Source organism: Psychrobacter sp. CAL346-MNA-CIBAN-0220 (assembly GCF_040309805.1).
GTDB lineage: Bacteria > Pseudomonadota > Gammaproteobacteria > Pseudomonadales > Moraxellaceae > Psychrobacter.
In genome coordinates, this window is sequence record NZ_JBEOPF010000004.1 from 179000 (window position 1) to 200826 (window position 21827).

Annotated in this window: 18 protein-coding genes and 1 riboswitch; of the genes, 12 read left to right on the forward strand and 6 right to left on the reverse strand. The window is 43.0% G+C overall.

Annotation, left to right across the window (positions count from 1 at the left end; all coding sequences use genetic code 11):
• The first annotated feature begins 41 nt into the window (after window positions 1–41).
• Window positions 42–980 carry an EamA/RhaT family transporter gene (locus AAEY88_RS09720; RefSeq protein WP_350561861.1) on the forward strand — a complete coding sequence of 313 codons (939 nt, stop codon included), beginning with the start codon at window positions 42–44 and terminating at the stop codon, window positions 978–980.
• A gap of 188 nt (window positions 981–1168) precedes the next feature.
• Complete coding sequence (locus AAEY88_RS09725) at window positions 1169–2059, forward strand: fructose bisphosphate aldolase (RefSeq protein ID WP_350561863.1); 891 nt, start codon at window positions 1169–1171, stop codon at window positions 2057–2059.
• 116 nt (window positions 2060–2175) lie between these two features.
• On the opposite strand, the gene thiC is transcribed toward AAEY88_RS09725, so the two are convergent.
• The 3 genes from thiC to argH form a co-directional block, all read right to left on the reverse strand.
• Complete coding sequence (gene thiC / locus AAEY88_RS09730; protein WP_350561865.1) at window positions 2176–4128, reverse strand: phosphomethylpyrimidine synthase ThiC; 1953 nt, start codon at window positions 4126–4128, stop codon at window positions 2176–2178.
• 251 nt (window positions 4129–4379) lie between these two features.
• Window positions 4380–4504: riboswitch (TPP riboswitch) on the reverse strand.
• A 91-nt stretch (window positions 4505–4595) separates the two neighbouring features.
• Window positions 4596–4892 carry an oxidative damage protection protein gene (locus AAEY88_RS09735; RefSeq protein WP_350561867.1) on the reverse strand — a complete coding sequence of 99 codons (297 nt, stop codon included), beginning with the start codon at window positions 4890–4892 and terminating at the stop codon, window positions 4596–4598.
• Between the two features lie 362 nt (window positions 4893–5254).
• Entirely contained in the window at window positions 5255–6628 is a 1374-nt protein-coding gene (gene argH / locus AAEY88_RS09740; protein ID WP_350562069.1) for an argininosuccinate lyase, read from the reverse strand.
• Window positions 6629–6759: 131 nt separating this feature from the next.
• On the opposite strand from argH, the gene AAEY88_RS09745 reads away from it, so the two are divergent.
• The 6 genes from AAEY88_RS09745 (at window position 6760) to AAEY88_RS09770 (ending at window position 13301) form a co-directional block, all read left to right on the forward strand.
• Window positions 6760–7911, forward strand: coding sequence for a histidine kinase (locus tag AAEY88_RS09745; RefSeq protein ID WP_350561869.1), 1152 nt, complete (start codon window positions 6760–6762; stop codon window positions 7909–7911).
• Window positions 7912–8536: 625 nt separating this feature from the next.
• Complete coding sequence (locus AAEY88_RS09750) at window positions 8537–9274, forward strand: LytTR family DNA-binding domain-containing protein (RefSeq protein ID WP_350561871.1); 738 nt, start codon at window positions 8537–8539, stop codon at window positions 9272–9274.
• A gap of 331 nt (window positions 9275–9605) precedes the next feature.
• Window positions 9606–10616, forward strand: coding sequence for a hydroxymethylbilane synthase (gene hemC, locus AAEY88_RS09755; RefSeq protein ID WP_350561873.1), 1011 nt, complete (start codon window positions 9606–9608; stop codon window positions 10614–10616).
• Window positions 10617–10724: 108 nt separating this feature from the next.
• The gene (locus AAEY88_RS09760) at window positions 10725–11624 is read left to right on the forward strand and encodes a uroporphyrinogen-III synthase (protein WP_350561875.1); all 900 of its coding nucleotides are present in this window, start codon (window positions 10725–10727) and stop codon (window positions 11622–11624) included.
• Between the two features lie 133 nt (window positions 11625–11757).
• Window positions 11758–12741: a hypothetical protein gene (locus tag AAEY88_RS09765; RefSeq protein ID WP_350561877.1), complete on the forward strand. Its 984-nt coding sequence runs from the start codon at window positions 11758–11760 to the stop codon at window positions 12739–12741.
• A 35-nt stretch (window positions 12742–12776) separates the two neighbouring features.
• Window positions 12777–13301, forward strand: coding sequence for an acyl-CoA thioesterase (locus tag AAEY88_RS09770; RefSeq protein WP_350561879.1), 525 nt, complete (start codon window positions 12777–12779; stop codon window positions 13299–13301).
• Window positions 13302–13435: 134 nt separating this feature from the next.
• Here AAEY88_RS09770 and ribBA read toward each other — a convergent pair whose 3' ends face one another.
• Window positions 13436–14548 (reverse strand): bifunctional 3,4-dihydroxy-2-butanone-4-phosphate synthase/GTP cyclohydrolase II, encoded by a 1113-nt coding sequence (ribBA, locus tag AAEY88_RS09775; RefSeq protein WP_350561881.1) that lies wholly within the window; start codon window positions 14546–14548, stop codon window positions 13436–13438.
• A 312-nt stretch (window positions 14549–14860) separates the two neighbouring features.
• Complete coding sequence (locus AAEY88_RS09780; protein WP_350561883.1) at window positions 14861–16150, reverse strand: replication-associated recombination protein A; 1290 nt, start codon at window positions 16148–16150, stop codon at window positions 14861–14863.
• 383 nt (window positions 16151–16533) lie between these two features.
• On the opposite strand from AAEY88_RS09780, the gene AAEY88_RS09785 reads away from it, so the two are divergent.
• Both AAEY88_RS09785 and AAEY88_RS09790 read left to right on the forward strand, forming a co-directional pair.
• The gene (locus tag AAEY88_RS09785; protein WP_350561885.1) at window positions 16534–17106 is read left to right on the forward strand and encodes a type IV secretion protein Rhs; all 573 of its coding nucleotides are present in this window, start codon (window positions 16534–16536) and stop codon (window positions 17104–17106) included.
• A gap of 149 nt (window positions 17107–17255) precedes the next feature.
• On the forward strand, window positions 17256–18254 hold the full coding sequence (locus AAEY88_RS09790; protein ID WP_407074446.1) for a hypothetical protein: 999 nt from the start codon (window positions 17256–17258) through the stop codon (window positions 18252–18254).
• A 143-nt stretch (window positions 18255–18397) separates the two neighbouring features.
• On the opposite strand, the gene gltA is transcribed toward AAEY88_RS09790, so the two are convergent.
• A complete protein-coding gene (gene gltA / locus AAEY88_RS09795) occupies window positions 18398–19678 on the reverse strand; it encodes a citrate synthase (RefSeq protein ID WP_350561887.1) in 1281 nt (426 codons plus the stop codon).
• A gap of 1183 nt (window positions 19679–20861) precedes the next feature.
• Between gltA and sdhC the strand changes: the two genes are divergently transcribed.
• Together sdhC and sdhD are read left to right on the forward strand one after the other, a co-directional pair.
• Complete coding sequence (sdhC, locus tag AAEY88_RS09800; RefSeq protein WP_350561889.1) at window positions 20862–21248, forward strand: succinate dehydrogenase, cytochrome b556 subunit; 387 nt, start codon at window positions 20862–20864, stop codon at window positions 21246–21248.
• 20 nt (window positions 21249–21268) lie between these two features.
• Window positions 21269–21655: a succinate dehydrogenase, hydrophobic membrane anchor protein gene (sdhD, locus tag AAEY88_RS09805; protein ID WP_350562073.1), complete on the forward strand. Its 387-nt coding sequence runs from the start codon at window positions 21269–21271 to the stop codon at window positions 21653–21655.
• The last annotated feature ends 172 nt before the right edge of the window (window positions 21656–21827 follow it).

Here is a 21827-nt window from a genome sequence, read left to right on the forward strand (position 1 = left end):
AAGCGGGTTAATAGAGTTTCGGCTCAATAAGGTAGAAACTTATGATGTATTTAATAATAGCGGTACTGTGTAGTGTCGCCGTTTCTGTGTTACTTAAAGTGTTACGCCAACAAAATGTCGATATTCGCCAGACCATCGTTGCCGGTTATCCAATTGCTTTTATACTTACTTGGGTGTTACTCAAACCTGATATTAGCAGTATTGGTAATCTTGGTGGGGCGTGGGGTATTATTCTTGCCCTTGGAATATTGTTGCCAGCAGTGTTTGTTATTCTCGGTCGTGCGATTGCAGCGGTGGGTATGGTAGCGTCCGATGCTGCTCAGCGCTTATCATTGATTATTCCAATTATTGCGGCATTTATTTTATTTGGTGAAGTGTTGACGGGCACGCGAGTGTTTGGCCTGGTGTTAGGGTTTTTAGCACTTGCCGCCCTGGTCTATCGTCCACAGCAAGCGGTCATTGTTAACGACACTGTTATTGATAATGACTGCAGTACAAATAAAGGCAGTACCAATACTACCAATATCAATACTGTAAACAATACTGTGCTTAATAAGCATGCCCTACGCACGCCTTTATGGCTATTTGCGGTGTGGGCAGGCTATGGCATTATTGATATCTTATTTAAACAAGTGGCCAAACAAGGCGCGGCATTTCCGTTGACATTATTTGTCAGTTTTGGGCTAGCCGGCTTCCTGTTGTTAATTTATTTGCTGATTACACGGGTGCGCTGGCAAGGTAAAGCGCTGATGGCAGGCTTGCTACTTGGTACACTCAATATGGGTAACATTTATGCTTATATCCGTGCCCATCAACTATTATCCGATTCCCCTAGTATTGTATTTACGGGCATGAACGTTGGGGTCATTGCAGTGGCAACCCTTATTGGGGTTGGAATATTTAAAGAGCAGCTCAACCGCGTCAATATGCTTGGACTGTTATTAGCAGTTGGCTGTGTGGTAGTGCTGTTTTTAGCGTAACAATTTTAGCGTGATGGCAGCTTGATATGATAGCAAGTTCCTGCTATTTCTTTAACTTATCTGATATAGGCACATAGCCTGTCCTATGGTAAGGTTATCTACAAACGGACAGGTTTGCATAAACTGGCAGACGACCGTTTACCTTTGTAACACTTGACCTTTATTAATAAAAATAGGATGACCGTTCCATGGAATACCAACAGCAATTACAACGTATAAAAGAGGGTTCAGGATTCATCGCTGCTCTCGATCAAAGTGGTGGCAGTACGCCCAAAGCATTAGAGAATTATGGCGTCACTGGCGATGATTATGATAATGATGAGGCGATGTTTGACCAAGTGCATGAAATGCGTGCGCGTATTATGACTTGCGATTGCTTTGATAATAAACGCGTCCTTGGGGCGATTTTGTTTGAAGATACTATGGAGCGCGAAGTTAATGGCAAACCGACCGCCAATTATCTATGGGAAGATAAAAATATCGTACCATTTTTAAAGGTTGATAAAGGCTTAGCAGAGCATATGAGTGGCGTGCAAGTGATGCGCCCAATGCCTAATTTAGACTTACTATTAGATAAAGCCAAAAACTATCCGGTATTTGGTACCAAGATGCGCTCAGTCATTTATGAGCCCAATGTTGACGGTATCGAGTTAGTAGTACAGCAGCAGTTTGATGTGGCTAAGCAAATTATTTCTAAAGGCCTGATGCCAATTGTTGAGCCAGAAGTGGACATTAATAGTGTTAAGAAACATGACTGTGAGTTAATACTTAAGACTCATATTTTGCATAACCTTGAGCGCTTGGCTGATGACAAACAAGTGATGCTGAAGCTAACCTTGCCAGAAGAAGCAGGCTTCTATCAAGCGCTGATTGACCATCCAAAAGTACTTAAAGTAGTGGCACTATCTGGTGGTTATAGTCGTAGTGATGCTTGTGCTAAGCTCAAGCAAAATCCCGGTATGATTGCGAGCTTTTCACGCGCCTTTACTGAAGGTTTGAGCAAACAGCAAAGTGATGAGGATTTTGCCGATACCATTAATACTTCGATTGATGAGATTTATCAGGCGTCAAAGGTATAAAGTCAGACCGTTAACGTTGAATTAGAAACATAAAAAAGCCCTGCTAAATAAGTGATTTTATACTTAAATAGCAGGGCTTTTTTTGGACTGAAATAATGCGGTGCTAACTAATCAGCCTACGCCTCTTTACTTTTTAAACCTGCCGCGTAATCACGGACGTTTTGAGTAATTTTCATCGAGCAAAACTTAGGGCCACACATGGAGCAAAAGTGGGCTGACTTATGCGCGTCTTTTGGTAAAGTCTCATCATGAAATTCACGTGCGGTATCAGGGTCGAGCGCCAGATTAAACTGGTCATCCCAGCGGAATTCAAAACGTGCTTTCGATAGCGCATTATCACGTGCCTGCGCCCCAGGATGGCCTTTGGCAAGGTCAGCAGCGTGGGCAGCGATTTTATAAGTGATAATGCCGTCTTTGACATCTTTTTTATTGGGCAGACCTAAATGCTCTTTAGGTGTCACATAACACAGCATTGCTGTGCCAAACCAGCCTATCATTGCCGCGCCAATAGCACTGGTAATGTGGTCATAACCCGGTGCGATGTCAGTGGTTAACGGCCCTAGAGTATAAAAAGGGGCGTCGTCACAGAGCTCAATTTGCAAGTCCATATTTTCTTTAATACGGTTCATCGCCACATGACCCGGACCTTCAACCATTATCTGTACATCGTGCTTCCAGGCTACTTTGGTCAGCTCACCTAGCGTTTTTAGTTCGCTAAACTGGGCTTTATCATTGGCATCTTGTAAGCAGCCAGGACGCAAGCCATCGCCTAAGCTAAAGGCCACATCATACACTTTCATAATCTCGCAGATGTCTTCGAAATGGGTATATAAAAAGTTTTCCTGTTGATGTACCAAACACCACTGCGCCATGATAGAGCCACCACGCGAGACAATACCGGTCAGGCGTCCAGCAGTCATTGGCACATAATCTAACAATACGCCAGCATGAATGGTGAAGTAGTCAACACCTTGCTCGGCTTGCTCAATAAGGGTATCGCGGTAAATTTCCCACGTTAGATCTTCTGCTACGCCATCAACTTTTTCTAACGCTTGATAAATAGGCACCGTACCAATCGGCACTGGTGAGTTACGAATCAGCCATTCGCGGGTTTCATGAATATGATTACCGGTAGATAAATCCATGATGTTATCCGCACCCCAACGCGTTGCCCAGGTCATTTTGGAGACTTCTTCATCAATAGAGGAGCCTAGCGCTGAGTTACCAATATTGGCGTTAATTTTCACCAAGAAATTGCGACCGATAATCATGGGTTCGGATTCAGGATGGTTAATATTGTTGGGAATAATGGCGCGACCTGCTGCCACTTCACTACGTACAAACTCAGGCGTAATAATGGAGTGGGTATTTGCGCCAAAGCTCTCGCCGTCATGTTGGCGCATGTCAGTCAACGTATGTTGCTTTTGGGTTTCGCGAATGGCGATATATTCCATCTCGGGAGTAATAATACCTTGGCGTGCATAATGCATTTGAGTGACATTCTGCCCATCCTTAGCACGGCGCGGTTTATCGATATGAGCGAATCTTAAGTTAGCAGTACTGATATCGCGGGCGCGTGTTTGTCCATATTTACTGGATAGACCGCTTAACTGCTCAGTATCATCGCGCTCGTTTATCCAGCCTTCGCGTAATTTTGGCAGGCCTTTGGTGAGGTCGATGGTGGCATTAGGGTCGGTATAAACACCTGAAGTGTCATAAACATAAAACGGCGGATTGTGCTCGCCATTTTCATTTCCAGTACCGCCAACAGGGGTGTCGGCTAAGCTGATTTCGCGCATCGGTACCTGAATATCGGGCCTTGAGCCTTCGATATAGACTTTACGAGAAGCGGGAAGAATACGGTGTAAATCGCGGGCGTCTTCTTCAAAACGGGCGTCTTTTTGGTTGCGATGAGCAGGGGTTTTTAGGGCATCCGCTTTTTTATCGGCTTTGCTGTTAGTCGCGTTAGCGTCATCCGAAGAACCAACTGAAGTGTTGGCTGGGATATGAAGGGTGGCGTCCGTGTAAGCAGGCACGTTTGCGTTTGAGGTGGTGTTTGAAATAGTCATATGCTGTCCTAGCGTGTTGTCTAATGGTAAAGGCAACACCGCCAGAATCTGCGGGGGCGAGTGATAGTTACGTCTGCAAATTCAATCCAATGTTCAGTCTAAATAATCGCGCTATCAAAGGTGATGATAGTCAATAAATATAACTGGATTGTCGGGCGCAGCTGATTATTTGTAGCATCTTCATAGTATGTTATAACTGTAAAGCATAGCGGTAATAATCAGGCATTTCTGCGCGCCCTTTGTAAGACTGATAACATCAGCTCAGACTTCCCTGCGTCGGTACTAACCGCATCAGGTTCGGCGGGTGATCTCTCAGCGAATGCATCATAACTGTTTTTAAAACAGTTAATAATACACCGCACCCCGAGTCTGTCAGTGTTGTAAATCAACTTCATACTAGCAAACTTCTATGACCACTCATAGTCATTTGCCCGCTTTATTTATAAAAACAGCATGAGGCTAAGCACTTAGCTTTTAGTTTCAGGCGTCCAACCTTGTGGACGCTCGTAGTCCTGATTGTCCAAAAATTTATCACGCTGCTCGGTCAAGAACTTCTTAGCTTCAGGGTCCATCATGCTTAAATGGTTTTCGTTAATCAGCATGGTTTGATGCTCAAGCCATTCCTTCCAAGCTTTATCTGATACAGTTTCTTGTAACCCTTGGCCTATTTTGTTAGGAAAGGGAGGATGCGCCATTTTAGGTAAATCTTGCTTATATTTACGGCAAAATACCATACTCGCTTGGGGATTAAAAGTGTCAGTCATGGTTCGCTCCTTGTTATATGTTGGTTTTTTAATAATTTTTATGAAAGCTTGTCTAGGATAGGAAATACTAAATAAAATAGAGAGAGCCCATAAACTCGTAAGGCTCGTAAAACTTTCTCGCTGGCTGGTCGACTGAGCCATTCCAGTGACTTTGAAAGTTTCCCACAGTCACGCTATATCCGTTTTGGAGTAGACCCACTGTATCAGCCACTGTACCTGATTATCTGAAAAAAAACACCCGCAGCAGTGGCGAGTGTTTTAATGGTAGTTATTTAAGCGACTGCTAATGTCCATTTTTTTCACAAGCTCAACGTATTAAAAGCTTCAACTTATTAAAAGTCTAAGCCATTAAAAGTTTAGGCTTAAACAAATACTTCCAAACGGCTGCGACCACGGCTGACCGCTTGTCTCACTTGATTGGGTGCAGTGCCGCCTAAGTGGTCACGTGCTGCCAATGAGCCTTCTAAGGTCAGATATTCAAAGACATCATCTCCAATGGCGTCGCTAAATGCTTGTAACTGAGCTAAGGTCAGTTCGCTCAAGTCCACACCCTCACGAATACCAAGCGCGACGGCATTACCGACTACTTCATGAGCATCACGGAAGGCAACACCGTTTCGTACTAGGTAATCTGCCAAGTCAGTGGCAGTGGCATAACCTTTCATGGTTGCAGCGCGCATATTTTCTTTATTTGGGGTGATATTTGGTAGCATATCAGCAAATGCCAATAGCGAGCCTGTGAGAGTATCGACACAATCAAATAAGGGCTCTTTGTCCTCTTGATTGTCCTTATTATAGGCGAGTGGCTGACTTTTCATCAGGCTCAATAAGGTCATCAGTTGCCCGAATACCCGTGCTGCTTTACCACGAACCAGTTCAGGCACATCAGGGTTTTTCTTTTGCGGCATAATGGATGAACCGGTACAAAAGCGATCGGGTATTTGTACAAAATTAAATTGCGCTGACATCCATAAGATAATCTCTTCACTCATGCGCGATAGATGCATCATTAAGATCGAAGCGTTAGCGGTAAACTCAATAGCAAAGTCACGATCTGAAACCGCATCGAGTGAATTTTGGCAAATCCCCTCAAAACCGAGTAATTCCGCAGTAATGGTACGATCTATGGGAAAAGTGGTGCCAGCAAGGGCTGCACTGCCCAGAGGCAACTGGTTAATACGGCGGCGCGTATCTTTGAGGCGCTCAGTGTCACGGAATAGCATCTCAAACCAGGCCATGACGTGATGACCAAAGCTGACCGGCTGTGCGGTTTGCAAATGGGTAAAGCCAGGCATAATAGTATCAGTATGCTGCTCGGCTAAATCTAATAGTCCGCTCTGCAAGCGCACCAATAGCGCAATAATGTTATCGGTCTCTTCGCGCAGCCATAAGCGAATATCGGTTGCAACTTGATCGTTTCGGCTACGTCCAGTATGCAACTTTTTACCGACTGCACCGATGATATCTGTTAAACGCGATTCAACGTTCATATGCACGTCTTCGAGCGCAATTGACCAGTTAAACTCGCCTGCTTCAATCTCAGCCCATACTTGCTTGAGTCCGTCGATAATCGTTGCTACCTCCTCGGCAGTTAGAATATCGCATTCTTTGAGCATAGTCGCATGGGCGATTGAGCCTTCTATATCATGGCGGGCAAAGCGTTGATCAAAACCAACTGACGCTGTAAAGGCGGCGACAAAACTGTCTGTCGCTTCACTAAAGCGTCCGCCCCACATTTGCTGGCCTTGAGCGCTTTGCGTGGTACTATCAGCGTTAGCAGTAGTTACGCCATTTGTCTGTATAGGCGCCGTGTTTGTGCTAAAATCAGGCGCATGTGAATTTTTATTTTGCTTGGGATTACTAGGGTTTGAAGAATTGGCGTTCATATCGGTCTAAGACAAGTCAAGAGAATAAGCGCTCAAGTATAGCAAAGGATGAGGTTGCCTTACTAGCTGAGCGTTTAGAGTTTTTTCTCCCCAAGCTCATGGAAGTCATGACGCCTTGGCAGTGGCTGTTGTATATCTTTTTTTGGTCGCTGTTTGTAACGGTGATTGACCGTCATGATTTACTGACCTGGTCGCAATTTTTGGTCAGGTTATTGGGTCGAATTATTCAATATTTTTTGACTATTTTTCCAACATTATATTTAGTGGATTATTTACGGCCAATCTTTAAACGTATCAATCCTATTAGAGTCAGTATATACGTTTTAGCATTGTTGATGGCGGCCTCTGTAGTCTCAATATCACTAGTAATGTTGATCATGATTAATGTGGGTTGGCTTGAATATAACCGCCAAGAGTTTGTATTAAATGTATTATTTAATCTAGTTATTACTAGCGGTTTTAGTTTGGTTTTCTTACTGTACTTTGTACGTCGGTATCGTGAGCTGATGGCACTCAAACAGTCGTTTGAGCATAAACTTACCGCTCAAAATGATTTAATTAAAGCCCGTATTGCGCCGCATTTTTTCTTTAATACTGTTAACAACTTGATTTCTCTTATGGAATCCAATCCAGCGCAAGCTGCTGAATTATTACAGCACGTCTCTGCATTATTTCGGGCCAGTTTTAATGGGTCACGCGAGATCAGTTTTGAAGAAGAAGTGGCGCTTTGTGAGCACTATTTAGCGATTGAATGGAGCCGTTTAGGCGATAAGCTGGTTGTGAATTGGCGCCTTCCTGACGATGACGTAATGTATGATATGGTGATTACGGCGTTAACGTTGCAAAGTGTGCTTGAAAAAATGCTAATTAACGTAGTTGAGATGACCACCGAAACCATCTGTATCGATATTGTGGTGACCTGGCAGCAAGATCTGGTTGCTATTACGGTTAGCGCTCAACTGCCCAATAAAACCTTAATGATTACCCATGATTTGCGCCGACATGTGGATTTTTATATCCAGGCGGAGCGCTTAAGAGCTCATTTTGGTCAAAGTGCCAACATTCAAAGTAGTGTGACTCGTGAGCAAATTGTAACGATAATTCAATATCCCTTACATGATGTTGGGATCTAACGCCTTTTCTACTCCTTACCTTTATCTATTTTCCTTCCTAATTTCTTTTCATTCAAACATGGCATATTTATTGCTGCATTTGTGTTAATTACCTTAACAGGTTGACTCTCGTAGTCTTCTTATAGCTAGTAGCTAGGTATGTAGTCAGTTCAAAATAAAATAGGCACAGATGCGATAATGCGCGACTTGTATAAATTTTCCTCGCTTGCTGTGCAACTTCGTCGTTCCGGAGGCTTCGAAAATTTTATCTTAGCAGCACTGTAATTTTTTTAAAGTGCATCGACTATATATACCAATGTAGAAAATATTGCCTATAAATAGACAAATCAAAGCTGATAGCTAATATCTCTATTTTTTTTCATTTTACGAATATCAATAATAAAAAATAAACAAATATTTGTTATTTTGTGTGCCGTTTTTATTAAAGAATCATAATAAGAAGCCAGTTTTATTAAATAGTTAAGATTAGATAGATACGGTGTCCTTTATATAGAATCGCTTACTGCCTTCTCAAAAATATCGGTATGACCGCGAAGCGTGCAAAAAAGCCGTGCGAAAGTAAGATTAAACCCAATAAGAAAACAAACCAAAACTATAGTCATTATGCTGTAAGAAAGGAGTTCATATGCGGATCGTAGTTTGTGACGATGAGCCACTAGCCCGCGAGCGTTTGGTTAGGATTGTACAAGAATCAGGATATGAGGTGGTCGGACAAGCAACTACTGGCGCCGAAGCTATTACCGTTGTAAAAGTTCAGCAGCCTGATGTTATATTGCTAGATATACGGATGCCAGAAATGGATGGTGTGCGTTGTGCCCAAGCGCTTAACGAGCTTGAAAACCCACCTGCGATTATCTTTGTTACCGCTTATGACCATTATGCTATTGTGGCATTTAAGGCCAATGCTATTGGCTATTTATTGAAGCCTGCAAACAAAGACGAATTGCTGGAGGCTTTGGGTAAAGCTAAGAACCTAAATGCCGCGCAGCTAAAAGGTATTCGTGAACTTGAGGACCCAACCGCTCGACCTGTGCGTGAGTACATCGCAGCACGTACGCATCGTGGTGTTGAACTGATTAAGCTAAAAGACATCTATTATTTCACTGCAGATCAAAAGTATGTCAAAGTTCGTCATAAGAGCGGCATTGTACTCATTGATGATACGTTAAAAGAGCTTGAACAAGAGTTTGAACATCGTCTGTTCCGTGTTCATCGTAATGCGATTATAAATCTGAGTTTTTTAGATTATTTAGAGACCGTAGACTCCGGACAGTATCAAGTACGCTTTAAAGGTATTGATGAAACTTTAGTAGTCAGCCGCCGGCACCTACCGGCATTACGAGATAAAATTAATAGTATGTAGCGCTCCAGTTCCTTTATAATAAGCTTTCAAGACAAGAAGCTTTTGAAATAAGAAGTTTTTAAGCAAATAGACCTTTATTGAAGTTCAGTGGCCTATAAACGTTTGGCCAACTGTTCATCTAAAAGAAGCTAAATTAAAAAGTGGCTAAAACGCTCAGCCCAAAATTCCTAAACAGTTAGACCGTATCATCGACCCCTTATTTATGATTAAATAGGGGTATTTTTTTGCGTCAACTAGACGGCTTTATAACCTGCGTAATCTTGTAAACGGAAAAATGATCTGCTTTTAAGCGTACAGCAACACTATCGCATTAATAATAACGAGGCCACTTATGAGCACCACACTGCAACCAGCGTTAACCACCTTAAACATCGCCACCCGTCAAAGTCCTCTAGCATTATGGCAGGCCGAACACATTCGTGATCGATTGCTAGCTTTGTATCCAGAACTGACAATTAATTTACTAAAAATTGTCACTAAAGGTGACAAAATTTTGGACACCCCATTGGCAAAGATTGGTGGTAAAGGTTTATTTGTTAAAGAGCTTGAACAGGCAATATATGATAAACAGGCTGATATAGCGGTACACTCGTTAAAAGACGTGCCAATGCAGCTACCTAAAGGCTTGATGCTGGGCGTCTATTGTAAGCGAGCCTCACCAACTGATGCGTTTGTGTCTAATACTTATAATAGTATCGATGAGCTGCCCAGAGGCGCCATAGTCGGTACCTCTAGTTTGCGCCGTCAATGCCAAATTAAAGCCCATCGTCCGGATCTACAGATTAAGACTTTGCGCGGTAATGTTGGCACACGCTTAGGTAAGCTTGATGCTGGCGAGTATGATGCCATCATTTTAGCGACTAGCGGTCTACAGCGTATTGAGCTCGACGCGCGTATTCGCGGTGAATTAGATATTGATATCTGCTTGCCTGCTGTTGGACAAGGCGCATTAGCAATTGAATGCCGTGAAGACGATACTGAAATTCTGGCATTACTGGCACCACTAAACAATGATCAGGCGCGTATTCGCTTAATCGCTGAGCGCGCTTTAAATCGTCATTTAGAAGGTGGTTGTCAAGTTCCGATTGCAGCTTATGCCGTTCTGCATGCAGCTGACGCCATAGATTATGAGAATGATGACTCTGGTACTACCTTATGGTTACGTGGCCGGGTTGGACAAACGGATGGTAGTGAGCTGCTCAAAGCCGAAAAACGCATGGCCTTAACAGGCACCCAAGCAGAGCAAGAAGCGCAGGCCAATCAGTTAGGTATCGAGGTGGCTACGTTGCTACTTGCTGATGGCGCAGGGGCTATTTTAGCGGCGATTTATCATCCTGAATAGTAAATAGGTATCGCTTATTAATAATGTCAGTTACTCATTAGTAGCCGCTAATTATTAGTGAAAGTTACTTATGTTGCTCAATTATGAGCCTTATATAGTGGTATCTCTATGTCTTGTTCATCCAACGTGTTATCAGCATCTCCGATCGTAATTAATACTCGTCCGGTAGAGCGCGCGGCCCCCTTGACCTGCCTTTTGCAAGCAGCGGGACTAACGGTGGTAGATATGCCAATGTTGGCATTGCAGCCACGACCAGTAACTGATGCTGATATCGCAGTTATGCGCCAATGGCTGGCAGGTAATTATCAAGCACTGGTCATCGTGAGTCCAACGGCAGCTGCTGCAGGCTTAGCGGTATGGCAAACACTTGAGCAAGAAAAACAGACCGAGGCTACTAGTCAATCATTAGCTGAAAAATCAAAAATACCTAGCCCTTTAATTGCGGTAGGTGAGGCGACCGCTGCCGTACTGCAAGCCGCTCATTATCAAGTACGGCAGCCAACAGTCGCTAATAATGAAGGTATGCTGGCGATGCCAGAGATTGAGCGTTTGCAAGCGGGCGATAAACTGCTGGTTTGGCGCGGGCTTGGTGGACGACGGTTATTGGTTGATACCTTACAAGCGCGCGGTGTCCACATCGATAGTATTGCGTGGTATGAACGTACCCTGCCAGCTGATGCAAACTTGCACTATCAGCAATGGCAACAGCATTTTAGAGTGCATACTACCCAGCTTAGTAGGCAAGCACCGCCGCCGAAACCTATGGTGATCATCAGCAGTGGCACCGCCTTTGAACATTGGATAAGCGCAGTGAGTCAAGCACAGTCTAAATTTTCGGATTCACATTCAGACAAGGCAATATCACTTACGCTGTCAGACTTTACTTATATAGTATTGGGTGAGCGCTTGGCTAATAAAGTAGCTGAGCAGCAGCTAAGCTATTGGCGAGTAGAAGACTTGGCGCCTGAAACTATTCTTACGGCAATTAATCTTAGTCATGGTATCTAGTCGTTATCCAATTTAGTCGCTATTGAATTTATTGGTAGTCATTAATTTCAGTAATCATTGAAAAAATAGTAACCAATTCATCTTACAAGCTCCTTTTTAGTACGTTTAAACCTATCAATAACGGTACTGCTTTATGTCAAGCAAGTTGAAGTCGTCATCTAATAACCCCTCTGCTGGTCAGCAGCGCCGGCAAGCGAGTATCTTATTATTGCGTTTGCAATGGCTACTCATTCTGCTGCTTATCGCAGCATTATTGTGGTTATATATCAGTCAACAGCGCTTTCAAAACCATGTGAATGAGCGTTTACAAAGTAACGCGCAAGTGGTTACGCGTTTAAATGAGATGGATGACCGTCTTTTTGCCATTAGTCAGCCAACTTTGACAAAAGCGAGTAGCGCAGTCGGTAGCCAAGCGCAAAATCAGCTGGATCTACTACGCATTCAAATACAAGCAGTTGACCGCTTACTGGCAGATAATGATGATCAGGCAGCGATTGCTTTATTACGCGGTCTGCATTGGCAAGTGTCGCAAAGCAGCAACGAGATTGCACCAGCATTGACTACTGTCATTAAACAAAACTTAACCAAGGATATTGAACGTTTGCAAGCCCAAAGCGCTCAACCCAGCCCGTGGCAGCTACAAAGTCTAGCCATACAGAATATTCAAGCGTTTTTGCATAGCCATGAGCGTCTGCAGCTCTCTACTAGTAAAACGCCTGATACTAATAACGGTACTAGTGCAGTACTAACCCGCCGGCAGCTCATTATTCATGAAGTAATTATGACCCTCAATCTAGCGATTCAAGCCAGTAATATGCGTGAGCAAGACCAACTAATTGCTTACTTACGCCAAGCGCGCGGACAGCTAAAAACAATCGCTACAGACTCATTGGCTACTTCACCAACGAGGCAGAAAAATACCGCTACCTCTAACACTTCAACGCGCCCTATGCCAACGGCTAACAATCAAAATAATATAGAAAATAAGGGCTTAGACACTATGAAAGTACCGAGCGATATTCCAGAAGTCATCGTTTGGCTGGATAAACTGATTGTAAATGCGCCAACCTCAACGCCGCTATTGACCACTCAGCTTTTGGATAAGCCTAAGCGTTAATCCTTTTAAAACATAAAGAACAATATAGGTCCCTTATGAACGATGCAAATAACAATAATATCAACCCTAACAACGATAGTTTAGACCCCGTTAGACCCCTACATACCAAGGGTTACCCTGATGCCCCTAACGAATTAGCACATTATCCAGTGATTCATACTCAGCCGATACAGTGGGGTGAGATGGATGCGTTTAACCATTTAAATAATGTGGTTTATTATCGTTATGCTGAGTCCGCCCGTATCGCTTATTTACAGGAACTCGGAATGTTCGATGGTAGTATGGTGACGGTGCTGGCGCAGTCAAGCTGTCAGTATTTGTTGCCGGTAACTTACCCAGATACGTTATTACTGGGGGTACGTTGTCAACGTTTGGGGACAACCAGTATAGTGATAGAATATAGTTATTATAGCTGCGCGCAACAAGCGCTTGTGGCTATTGCTGATGCTGTCATTGTTCGTTTAGATAGCGATGGTAAAGACAAATTGCCGTGGACGAAAGAGGAACGTGCGCGTTTATTTACCTTAGAAGAAAAGGTTGGTCATACCCCCAAATATTAGCTACTATTTTGTTGGTGGTTTTTTGTGGATAATAATTAGATAGTAAAAAGGCACGCTAATTTTTATTAGCGTGCCTTTTTTATTGGCTATTTTCTATATAACATAACCGGCTTATGTTAAATCACGTACTACTATCAGTCTTGCTTGGGGGCATGAACAAAATCCACCACATTCAGATCAAAGCCCGATAGCGCATAGAACTTCATAGGCGAGGATAGTAGACGCATATCACGCACCCCTAAATGCCGTAAAATCTGGGCGCCAACGCCGATACTGCGATACGGCTGCTGGGCAAGGGTAGACAGTGATTGATTGTCTGAGGCTTTATCTAAAGCATCTCCCAAATCAATCGGCTGATGATTACCGATCCAGACCAGTACCCCGCGCTCAGACGCATTGATTTCTTCTAGCGCCGCCTGCACACTCCAGCCACTACGTCCGGTGGTATCGTTTTTAGCGGCAAACAAATCACGTAAGGGGTGAAAACCGTGCACTCGTACGGTACTGACACCGGCGCTAACATCGCCTTTTACGAGTGCCAAATGAGTCTCATCAGCGCCAAATTCGCGGAAACGATGTAAAGTAAAGGTACCATATTCAGTTTCAAATGGGTGTGATTCTACCTCTTCTACCGTCTGCTCATTGGATATACGGTAGTTAATTAAATCTGCAATCGTACCGATTTTAATACCGTGTTCTTTTGCGAAGATTTCAAGGTCGTCACGGCGTGCCATGGTGCCATCGGGATTAATGATCTCTACAATGACCGCTGCTGGCTCAAGCCCAGCAAGGCGTGCCAAATCACACCCCGCCTCAGTATGCCCAGCGCGATGTAGGACCCCACCGTTTTGGGCCATAATAGGGAAAATGTGTCCAGGCTGGACAATATCTTCAGGCTTAGCTGCCGATGCAACCGCTGCTTGTACCGTACGGGCGCGATCTGCAGCAGAAATTCCGGTAGTAACCCCTTCAGCGGCTTCAATAGAAACCGTAAAGTTGGTGCTAAATTTCGCTTCGTTGCGGTCTGACATTAGCGGTAGGGCAAGCTGCTGGCAACGGGCTTGTGATAGGGTCAAGCATACTAAGCCGCGTGCGTGGGTGATCATAAAGTTGATATCTTCAGGGCGCACATGAGTGGCCGCCATGATTAAATCACCTTCGTTTTCACGATCTTCATCATCCATTAAGATGACCATTTTACCGGCGCGAATGTCTTCGATGATTTCAGGAACTGTATTTAGACTCATAAAAAATCTCAATGTTTTATTATTTATCGATATGTGGGGTATAAAATATGTTTTGCCTATTGTAGCAGTAGATTGGAATGCGCGCTGTAGCTAAAAGCAATTGGAACTCAAGCAATCGACTAAAGCAAATAAAGCCAGCAGACGTTTGATTCATCTTTTGTGTAAGTATTTTATAATAGTTATATCATTTTAAAGGTTTTTGTACGGTTGTGCGGTGCTATCCCTAGATCCTAGCGTCTAGTATCTCGAAAAATAGTTATGAGTATTATTAATGATGAGCGCTATAGACGAGTCAAGTAAATAGTAGCTATATTATTCATTGCTCGCTGCTTGGGTTTTTAGCCAGTCCATGAACTGCTTGCTATGCTGCTCACGCTGGTTGTCTGCAAACTCATAAAAATGCGTACCGACTAGATTATCGGGTAGATAGGATTGCGGATAATAGTGATTGGGATAATGGTGCGGATAAGCATAGCCGACCCCATAACCTTCATTGCGCATCAATTTAGTCACGCCATTACGTAAATGTAGCGGTACTGGTGAAGCATCTTTTTCTGCTAATTTCATTGCTGCATTAATAGCATTATAAGTACTATTACTTTTGGCACTAGTGGCCAAATAAACCACCACTTGCCCTAAAATGATACGCGCCTCAGGCATGCCAATCGATTGCACACTGCGCAAGGCAGCATCAGCCAGTAATAACGCATTCGGATTGGCATTGCCAATATCTTCACTGGCCAAAATTACTAAGCGCCGCGCAATAAAGTCTGCTGGCTCACCGCCTACCAGCATCCGTGCCATCCAGTATAAAGCAGCATCTGGGTCTGAGCCCCGCACCGACTTTATTAGAGCTGAGACAATATCATAATGCTGCTCACCATCTTTGTCATAACGTACCAGCGCGGTTTGTGCTACCCGTCCGACTAAGGCTTCATCAATGATGATAGGCGATTGTTTAGGGTCCGCAGTTTGAATGGCCAGCTCCAATAAATTCAGCGCCTTACGCGCGTCACCATGGGCTAATTGACTGATAAATTTTTGCGCTTGCAAGTCGATGGTGAGCTTGTTGACGATGCTGTCATCTAAGAGTGCGCGCTGTAGAACCGCCGCAATTTGTTCGCTACTTAGCGGCTCTAAACGATATACTTGGCAGCGTGATAATAAGGCATTATTAACACTGAACGAAGGATTCTCAGTGGTCGCTCCGATCAAAGTAATATCACCGGATTCTACCGCTCCCAATAGGGCATCTTGCTGCGCTTTATTAAAACGGTGAATCTCGTCAATAAATACCACTGGCGACTCAAAGCTTAATGAGTCTTTGCTATCTAACACCTCACGCAGTTGCTTAACCCCCGTATTTATTGCTGACAGCGCATGAAACGGTCGTGCAACCGCAGCGGCCAACAGCATGGCAATAGTGGTTTTGCCAATTCCTGCCTCTCCATGTAAAATAATGGATGGCAAATGACCTTGCTCAACCAAACGCCGTAGCGGCGCACCCTCCGCTAATAAATGCTGTTGCCCAATAATATCGTCAAGGGTGGTCGGACGCATACGCTGTGCAAGTGGGGTATCAGCATGGAAGGGTGGGGACATAAGACTCTCTACTGTAAAAACAGTCATTAATAGTGAATAATAATTTATAGTTAATACTAAATAAGATAGATATGTTGATAGTTAGGTGTGGCTGGTAAAATTTCTTGCTTGCTGTGTGACCATGAACCCCTCCCAGGTTAACGCAGTTTTACATTAATAAAAGTCAAGTAAATGTACAAATTATGTCCTATGTACTTTTATTCTAGCGTTCCAAGCCTTATCTATGACTTAATCGTATCTAATCAAGCTATAGTCAGTTCAAAATAAAACAGAGTCGTTCATATCAGTGTGCTACTGGTATCGTTTTTAAATTGGATCGACTATAGAAGACTAATAACGTTAGAAAAGCTAAATAGAAAGGATAAATTACGGATTCATTCATCATGCTAAGACCCGCTATCAAAAATAGTTTAGTTAAAAATATTTTAAGTAAAAAGGGGCTAATTCAAAAGCGGTATTTCCTATTTTTTAGAGGCGACCTACAACAAGCCCGACCTCTTAGTGCGGGTGAGATCATTCTTGCCCGTTCCGTATTTGGTAGTAATATTCAGCTCGATAAAGTGCAGCTTAAAACCACGTGGTGGGTGCTTAAAAATTACGCAGTTAGTCCTAACGGCAATATTTATTTTAATCCAGCAGATTGGGTGGTAGATTTTAGCGAGGTTGCCGTCACTAAGCAAAGCTGGCTGATTCATGAGCTAACCCACATCTGGCAGCTGCAGCAGGGCTTAAAAGTAGTGCGCGGAGCGCTAATTAATCGGCGTTATAGCTACGTATTAATAGCTGGTAAATCATTTTTTAAATATGGTATTGAGCAGCAAGCACGTATGGTACAGGATTATTTTGTACAGCAGCAAAGCGGAAAAGACTGTCGGGCGTTTGAGGCCTGTATTCCTTTTTTGCAGGTGCCGCTTACTGCTAATACTCAATCCGATAATTCTTCGCTTACCGTTTAACAGTCAACTGCGTCTCAATAAACCTAAGATAAAACCATTCATTTTTACAGCTATATAGTTGACAAGTACTTAAAATAATTTATAAAAATTTATCATAAATATGAGCTGATAGACACATCAATGTTAGCTTTAAGAGTAGGAGCTGTGCCGTGATGTTTAATGTTTTAACACCGAAGCCCGATGATGTTTTGGCCTCTGACCCTTTGCCAAAAAGTGTGGCCAATAGCCGTTCATGGCGTTCGCCTAGCTTATTGGCGGCAACTTTGACCGGCATTTTGCTATTAACTGGATGTCAGGATCAATCCGATTCAGCAGCAGAAGACAACGCGGCCAGCCAAACCAGTGAGCAACAACGCCTTGATGCCAATAAATCAGCACCACAAAGCGACTCGGCAGCCGCGCGTATAGAGCAGTTCCAGCCATTATATGTCACTCAAATGCAAAGTCTACAACGACGCTTGCAAGCAGAATATGAATCGCTACAAGCGGCAGATGCCTCTGATAGTGATACTATCTCGTTACTGAATGGCACGACTGAGTCTGCGGACAAGGCAAGCGCTAATTCTACCACTCCCAATGCTGGTACTATGGGAAATGTGGGTAGTAAAGACCCAACAGCTATTAATGAGCAGAAGAACGATACTATCATTAATGACCTTAATGGCACTAATACCGCTGCGACTACAGATACTGATGTAGAAATTAATACCAGCACTGAGGTTGGTGAGCGTGATTTAGAAGTGTTAAAACGCATCAGCCTAGAGCCCCGAGAGCCGGAAATACTCTCTGAAGCACAGATGATTGAGCGTTATCAGCAAGCGCTGCAAGCATTATATCAACCAGCAACGACCGTACTCAGCGCCCAAGAGATCGATACCTTGCTTAATATCGCCACTTTAGTACCACAGCTGTTCGAGGATGCCGAGATTGCTGAACGGGTTAGTGTCAAAAGCCCAGCGCTAGCACGTCTCATTATCCAGCATCAAGTATGGCAGCAAATAGAGGCGCAACAAGTGCTCGATATGCAGCAAATGAAGGTCGCACAGCAACAGGAGTTTGAAACGCTGATGACCAAATTTAATGACACCATTAAAGGCTATGATGAGCAAATCGCTAAGTATGAACAAACCCTAAAAGAATTTCAGTAGTCCTTCATCAAAAAGTAGACACCATGATTAAGCCGACCTAATCAAACTGACATAATGAAGTCAATAAAAAATCCCGCACAGTGGCGGGATTTTTTATTTAAGTTGCTTTACATTTATGCTGCTGACCCTAAGGCCCGCACTGCTTATTTGCGTTCTTCGATTTTAACGAAGTCACGGCGCGTTTCACCGGTATATAACTGACGTGGACGACCGATTTTGAATGGTGAGCTGTGCATCTCTAACCAATGGCTGATCCAACCAGAGGTACGTGCTAGTGAGAAAATTACCGTAAACATTGACGTTGGAATACCAATCGCTTTTAGAATAATACCAGAGTAGAAGTCAACGTTTGGATACAAGTTACGCTCGATGAAGTACGGGTCTTCAAGGGCGATTTTCTCAAGTTTCATCGCCAGCTCAAGCTTAGGATCGTTGATACCAAGGGCACCTAAGACTTCATCACAAGTCTCTTTCATGACTTGTGCGCGTGGATCAAAGTTTTTATAAACCCGATGACCAAAGCCCATTAGCTTCACTTCACGGCGTTTTACTTTTTCCATGAATTCATCAACGTTCTCAACGGTACCGATCTCGTCCAACATCTCAAGAACTGCTTCATTGGCGCCGCCATGTGATGGGCCCCAAAGAGCGGCGATACCAGCAGCGATACAGGCGTAAGGATTTGCACCAGTAGAACCTGCTAAGCGAACGGTAGATGTTGAGGCGTTTTGCTCGTGATCGGCGTGCAAAGTAAAGATCTTATCCATAGCTTTAGAGATGATAGGATCTACTTTATAATTAACGTCTGCAGGGGTTGCAAACATCATATATAAGAAGTTCTCAGCGTAATTAAAGTCATTACGGGGGTACATAAACGGTTCGCCCTGTGAGTATTTATAACTCATGGCGGCAAGCGTTGGCATTTTAGCAATTAGGCGAATAGCGGTGATTTCACGATGAAGCTCTTCACTGACGTCCAAGCCTTCATGATAAAACGCAGACAAGGCACCGACGACACCAACCATAATAGCCATAGGATGTGCATCACGGCGGAAGCCTTCAAAGAACTTACGCAGTTGATCATGCACACCTGCATGCTTACGGACTTTTTCGTAAAAGTCTGTTTTTTGCGCTTCGGTTGGCAAGTCACCATGAACGAGGGCATAAGCAACTTCTAAGTATTCAGCGTTATTGGCCAATTGATCGATAGGGTAGCCGCGGTGTAACAGCTCACCTTTACCGCCGTCAATAAATGTGATCTTGGACTCAACAGGCGCAGTGACTTTAAAACCGGGATCATAAGACCAATAACCGGCCTCTTGCAAAGCAGCAACATCGATGACAGGGCGTCCTAGAGTACCTTTAATAATAGGAAGTTGGTATTCCTTACCATCTACAGTTAGTGTGGCGTTATTATCAGCCATAAATTCCTCTCCATTGGTTTTAGCTTGTTAGAATAAAAATGCTACTGACGCATACCCTCGCGTCATTATTAGTCAAACGAACGAACAAACATAAATTTAACTAATCTAATATTCGGGCTATATTAGCAGTAAACATCCCTTGTTTGAAAAGAGTTTTCTTACCAATGGCCATGATTCACGTGGTTTCAGGGTGTTTACCCATTGTAATTTTTGTATCAAAATATGTCTGCTTAGTTATTTAGGACGAAACTATCCTTTTTGAAAGATTATAATAAAGACGACTAACGCTGTGAAATCTGCATCTTTTTAGGAATATTGTAAGGGTAAACTTTTGCGCGTTGATGGCAAAAACAGACAGCGCATAAGTATTAGCTGAATTGAATTTATTTGACAATAACCTATCTAGGGTTAATAGCAGAGAAGTAATGTTACTACTGGCTATCTTTTTGTTAAAATGAGGTTGATATTCACTATTCAGGGGATAAATTTGTAATTGTTGGCCAAGCATTTTATAATTAGCACAATTTGACTGGTACTGGCTTTGTGCAAATTGAAAAATGTTGATAGTAACTATTCATTTCATTGGAAAGCTATTCTTAAAACCAGGGAAACAAAATAGGTACTTATACAAAATAGCCGCTCATATTTTGTTACCATTGACTGGTATATTTATAAGCTTAACAATAGTTTAGGGCTTGAATGTTAAAGTTAATTGTTCTATTTTTATAGTGGTAATCGTGAAGTTTACCTTAACAAGAGATGCTATGATAAAGATGACCTAGAAGCGTTATCTTTTTTGCGTTAAGGCCATTACTAAAAATAGACCAAGTAATTGATTCAGTCAAAACATGACTGTAACCGATAGTTGACCTTAACCCATACATGACCAGCGTGCTTACTGTTTTGGAGCTGACTGCCAGTAGCCGATAGTAATCAGTTTATAAAAAACCGTAAGGAATTTATAGATAGCGGGTCATCAAAGGTAGTATTTATTAATGAGGTAGTCACTGCTGATGCTTATATTTACTATTTTTATATTTACATATATCGACACTAACCTATAGCGCAACCTTAGCAAGGTCAGCTAGCTCTTCCTTACTTTATTCGTCTCGTGTGTTGTTAAGTGTGTTTGGTAGAGAAATACCAAATCATAAGCAGCTACCGGATATAACTGCAAAAAAGGATGCCCGCTGTGAAAAGCAACCGACCCATTAATTTGCCTCTGAGCCAAGTGATTAGCGTTAACAGCTCACCGATTGCGATTGCCTCAATCTTACATCGTATATCTGGCATTATCTTATTTTTATTAATTCCTATCATGTTGTGGTTACTACAGACCTCTTTGGCATCGCCTGAGAGTTTTGAGACTGTGTTTGATAATGTGCTTATCCGCTTTTTGGCATGGATTTTTGTCGCAGCGATTGCTTATCACTTTGTGATGGGTATTAAGCACTTATTTGGTGATATGGGCATGAATGAAGAGCTAAAATCTGGCCGTACTGCGGCCGTGATCAGCTTTGTTATTGCAGCGCTTCTAATCGCCGCCTCATTTGTATGGGTGATGTTCTAATGATGAAAAATGATTCAGGAATCAAAAGCGCTACCGGTCTGACAGGATCAGGCTCACGTGATTGGATTGTCCAGCGTATCAGTGCTGTAGTCTTAGCCGTCTATAGTGTGGTACTAGTGGGCTTCTTTTTAACCCATGGTAATGTGGATTTTTTTGAATGGTCAGCATTTATGACCAGCTTACCGATGCGTCTATTTAGCTTAGTGGCTATTATTGCGCTTGCTGGACATGCTTGGGTTGGGATGTGGACGGTATTTACTGACTATATCACCACAGGCAAAATGGGCTCAAGCGCTGCCGGTTTGCGTCTGATCCTACAAGCCTTAATGATTATCGCCATTTTAGTCTATCTCTTCTGGGGTATTATGATTTTTTGGGGTAATGGCTTTGGGGTCATTGCTGTTTAACTTATAATTTTTATAAATACTGCAAGACTGCTCAGTCAGTTTTACTGACGGTTACCGTGTTTAAAAGCAGTTTATTGATAGCTATATAAGAGTCATAAGTTTATGTTGTGCTGGCTTATATAGTAACTTATAAATTAATGACTAGCTTATGTAGCAGCTTGTAAAATGATGA

Excerpts from the sequence above, each read along its gene's own strand:
- AAEY88_RS09720 (WP_350561861.1), top strand. The coding sequence starts at position 42 with ATGATGTATTTAATAATAGCGGTACTGTGTAGTGTCGCCGTTTCTGTG.
- AAEY88_RS09725 (WP_350561863.1), top strand. The coding sequence starts at position 1,169 with ATGGAATACCAACAGCAATTACAACGTATAAAAGAGGGTTCAGGATTC.
- thiC (WP_350561865.1), bottom strand. The coding sequence starts at position 4,128 with ATGACTATTTCAAACACCACCTCAAACGCAAACGTGCCTGCTTACACG.
- AAEY88_RS09735 (WP_350561867.1), bottom strand. The coding sequence starts at position 4,892 with ATGACTGACACTTTTAATCCCCAAGCGAGTATGGTATTTTGCCGTAAA.
- argH (WP_350562069.1), bottom strand. The coding sequence starts at position 6,628 with ATGTGGGGCGGACGCTTTAGTGAAGCGACAGACAGTTTTGTCGCCGCC.
- AAEY88_RS09750 (WP_350561871.1), top strand. The coding sequence starts at position 8,537 with ATGCGGATCGTAGTTTGTGACGATGAGCCACTAGCCCGCGAGCGTTTG.
- hemC (WP_350561873.1), top strand. The coding sequence starts at position 9,606 with ATGAGCACCACACTGCAACCAGCGTTAACCACCTTAAACATCGCCACC.
- AAEY88_RS09760 (WP_350561875.1), top strand. The coding sequence starts at position 10,725 with ATGTCTTGTTCATCCAACGTGTTATCAGCATCTCCGATCGTAATTAAT.
- AAEY88_RS09765 (WP_350561877.1), top strand. The coding sequence starts at position 11,758 with ATGTCAAGCAAGTTGAAGTCGTCATCTAATAACCCCTCTGCTGGTCAG.
- AAEY88_RS09770 (WP_350561879.1), top strand. The coding sequence starts at position 12,777 with ATGAACGATGCAAATAACAATAATATCAACCCTAACAACGATAGTTTA.
- ribBA (WP_350561881.1), bottom strand. The coding sequence starts at position 14,548 with ATGAGTCTAAATACAGTTCCTGAAATCATCGAAGACATTCGCGCCGGT.
- AAEY88_RS09780 (WP_350561883.1), bottom strand. The coding sequence starts at position 16,150 with ATGTCCCCACCCTTCCATGCTGATACCCCACTTGCACAGCGTATGCGT.
- AAEY88_RS09785 (WP_350561885.1), top strand. The coding sequence starts at position 16,534 with ATGCTAAGACCCGCTATCAAAAATAGTTTAGTTAAAAATATTTTAAGT.
- gltA (WP_350561887.1), bottom strand. The coding sequence starts at position 19,678 with ATGGCTGATAATAACGCCACACTAACTGTAGATGGTAAGGAATACCAA.
- sdhC (WP_350561889.1), top strand. The coding sequence starts at position 20,862 with ATGCCCGCTGTGAAAAGCAACCGACCCATTAATTTGCCTCTGAGCCAA.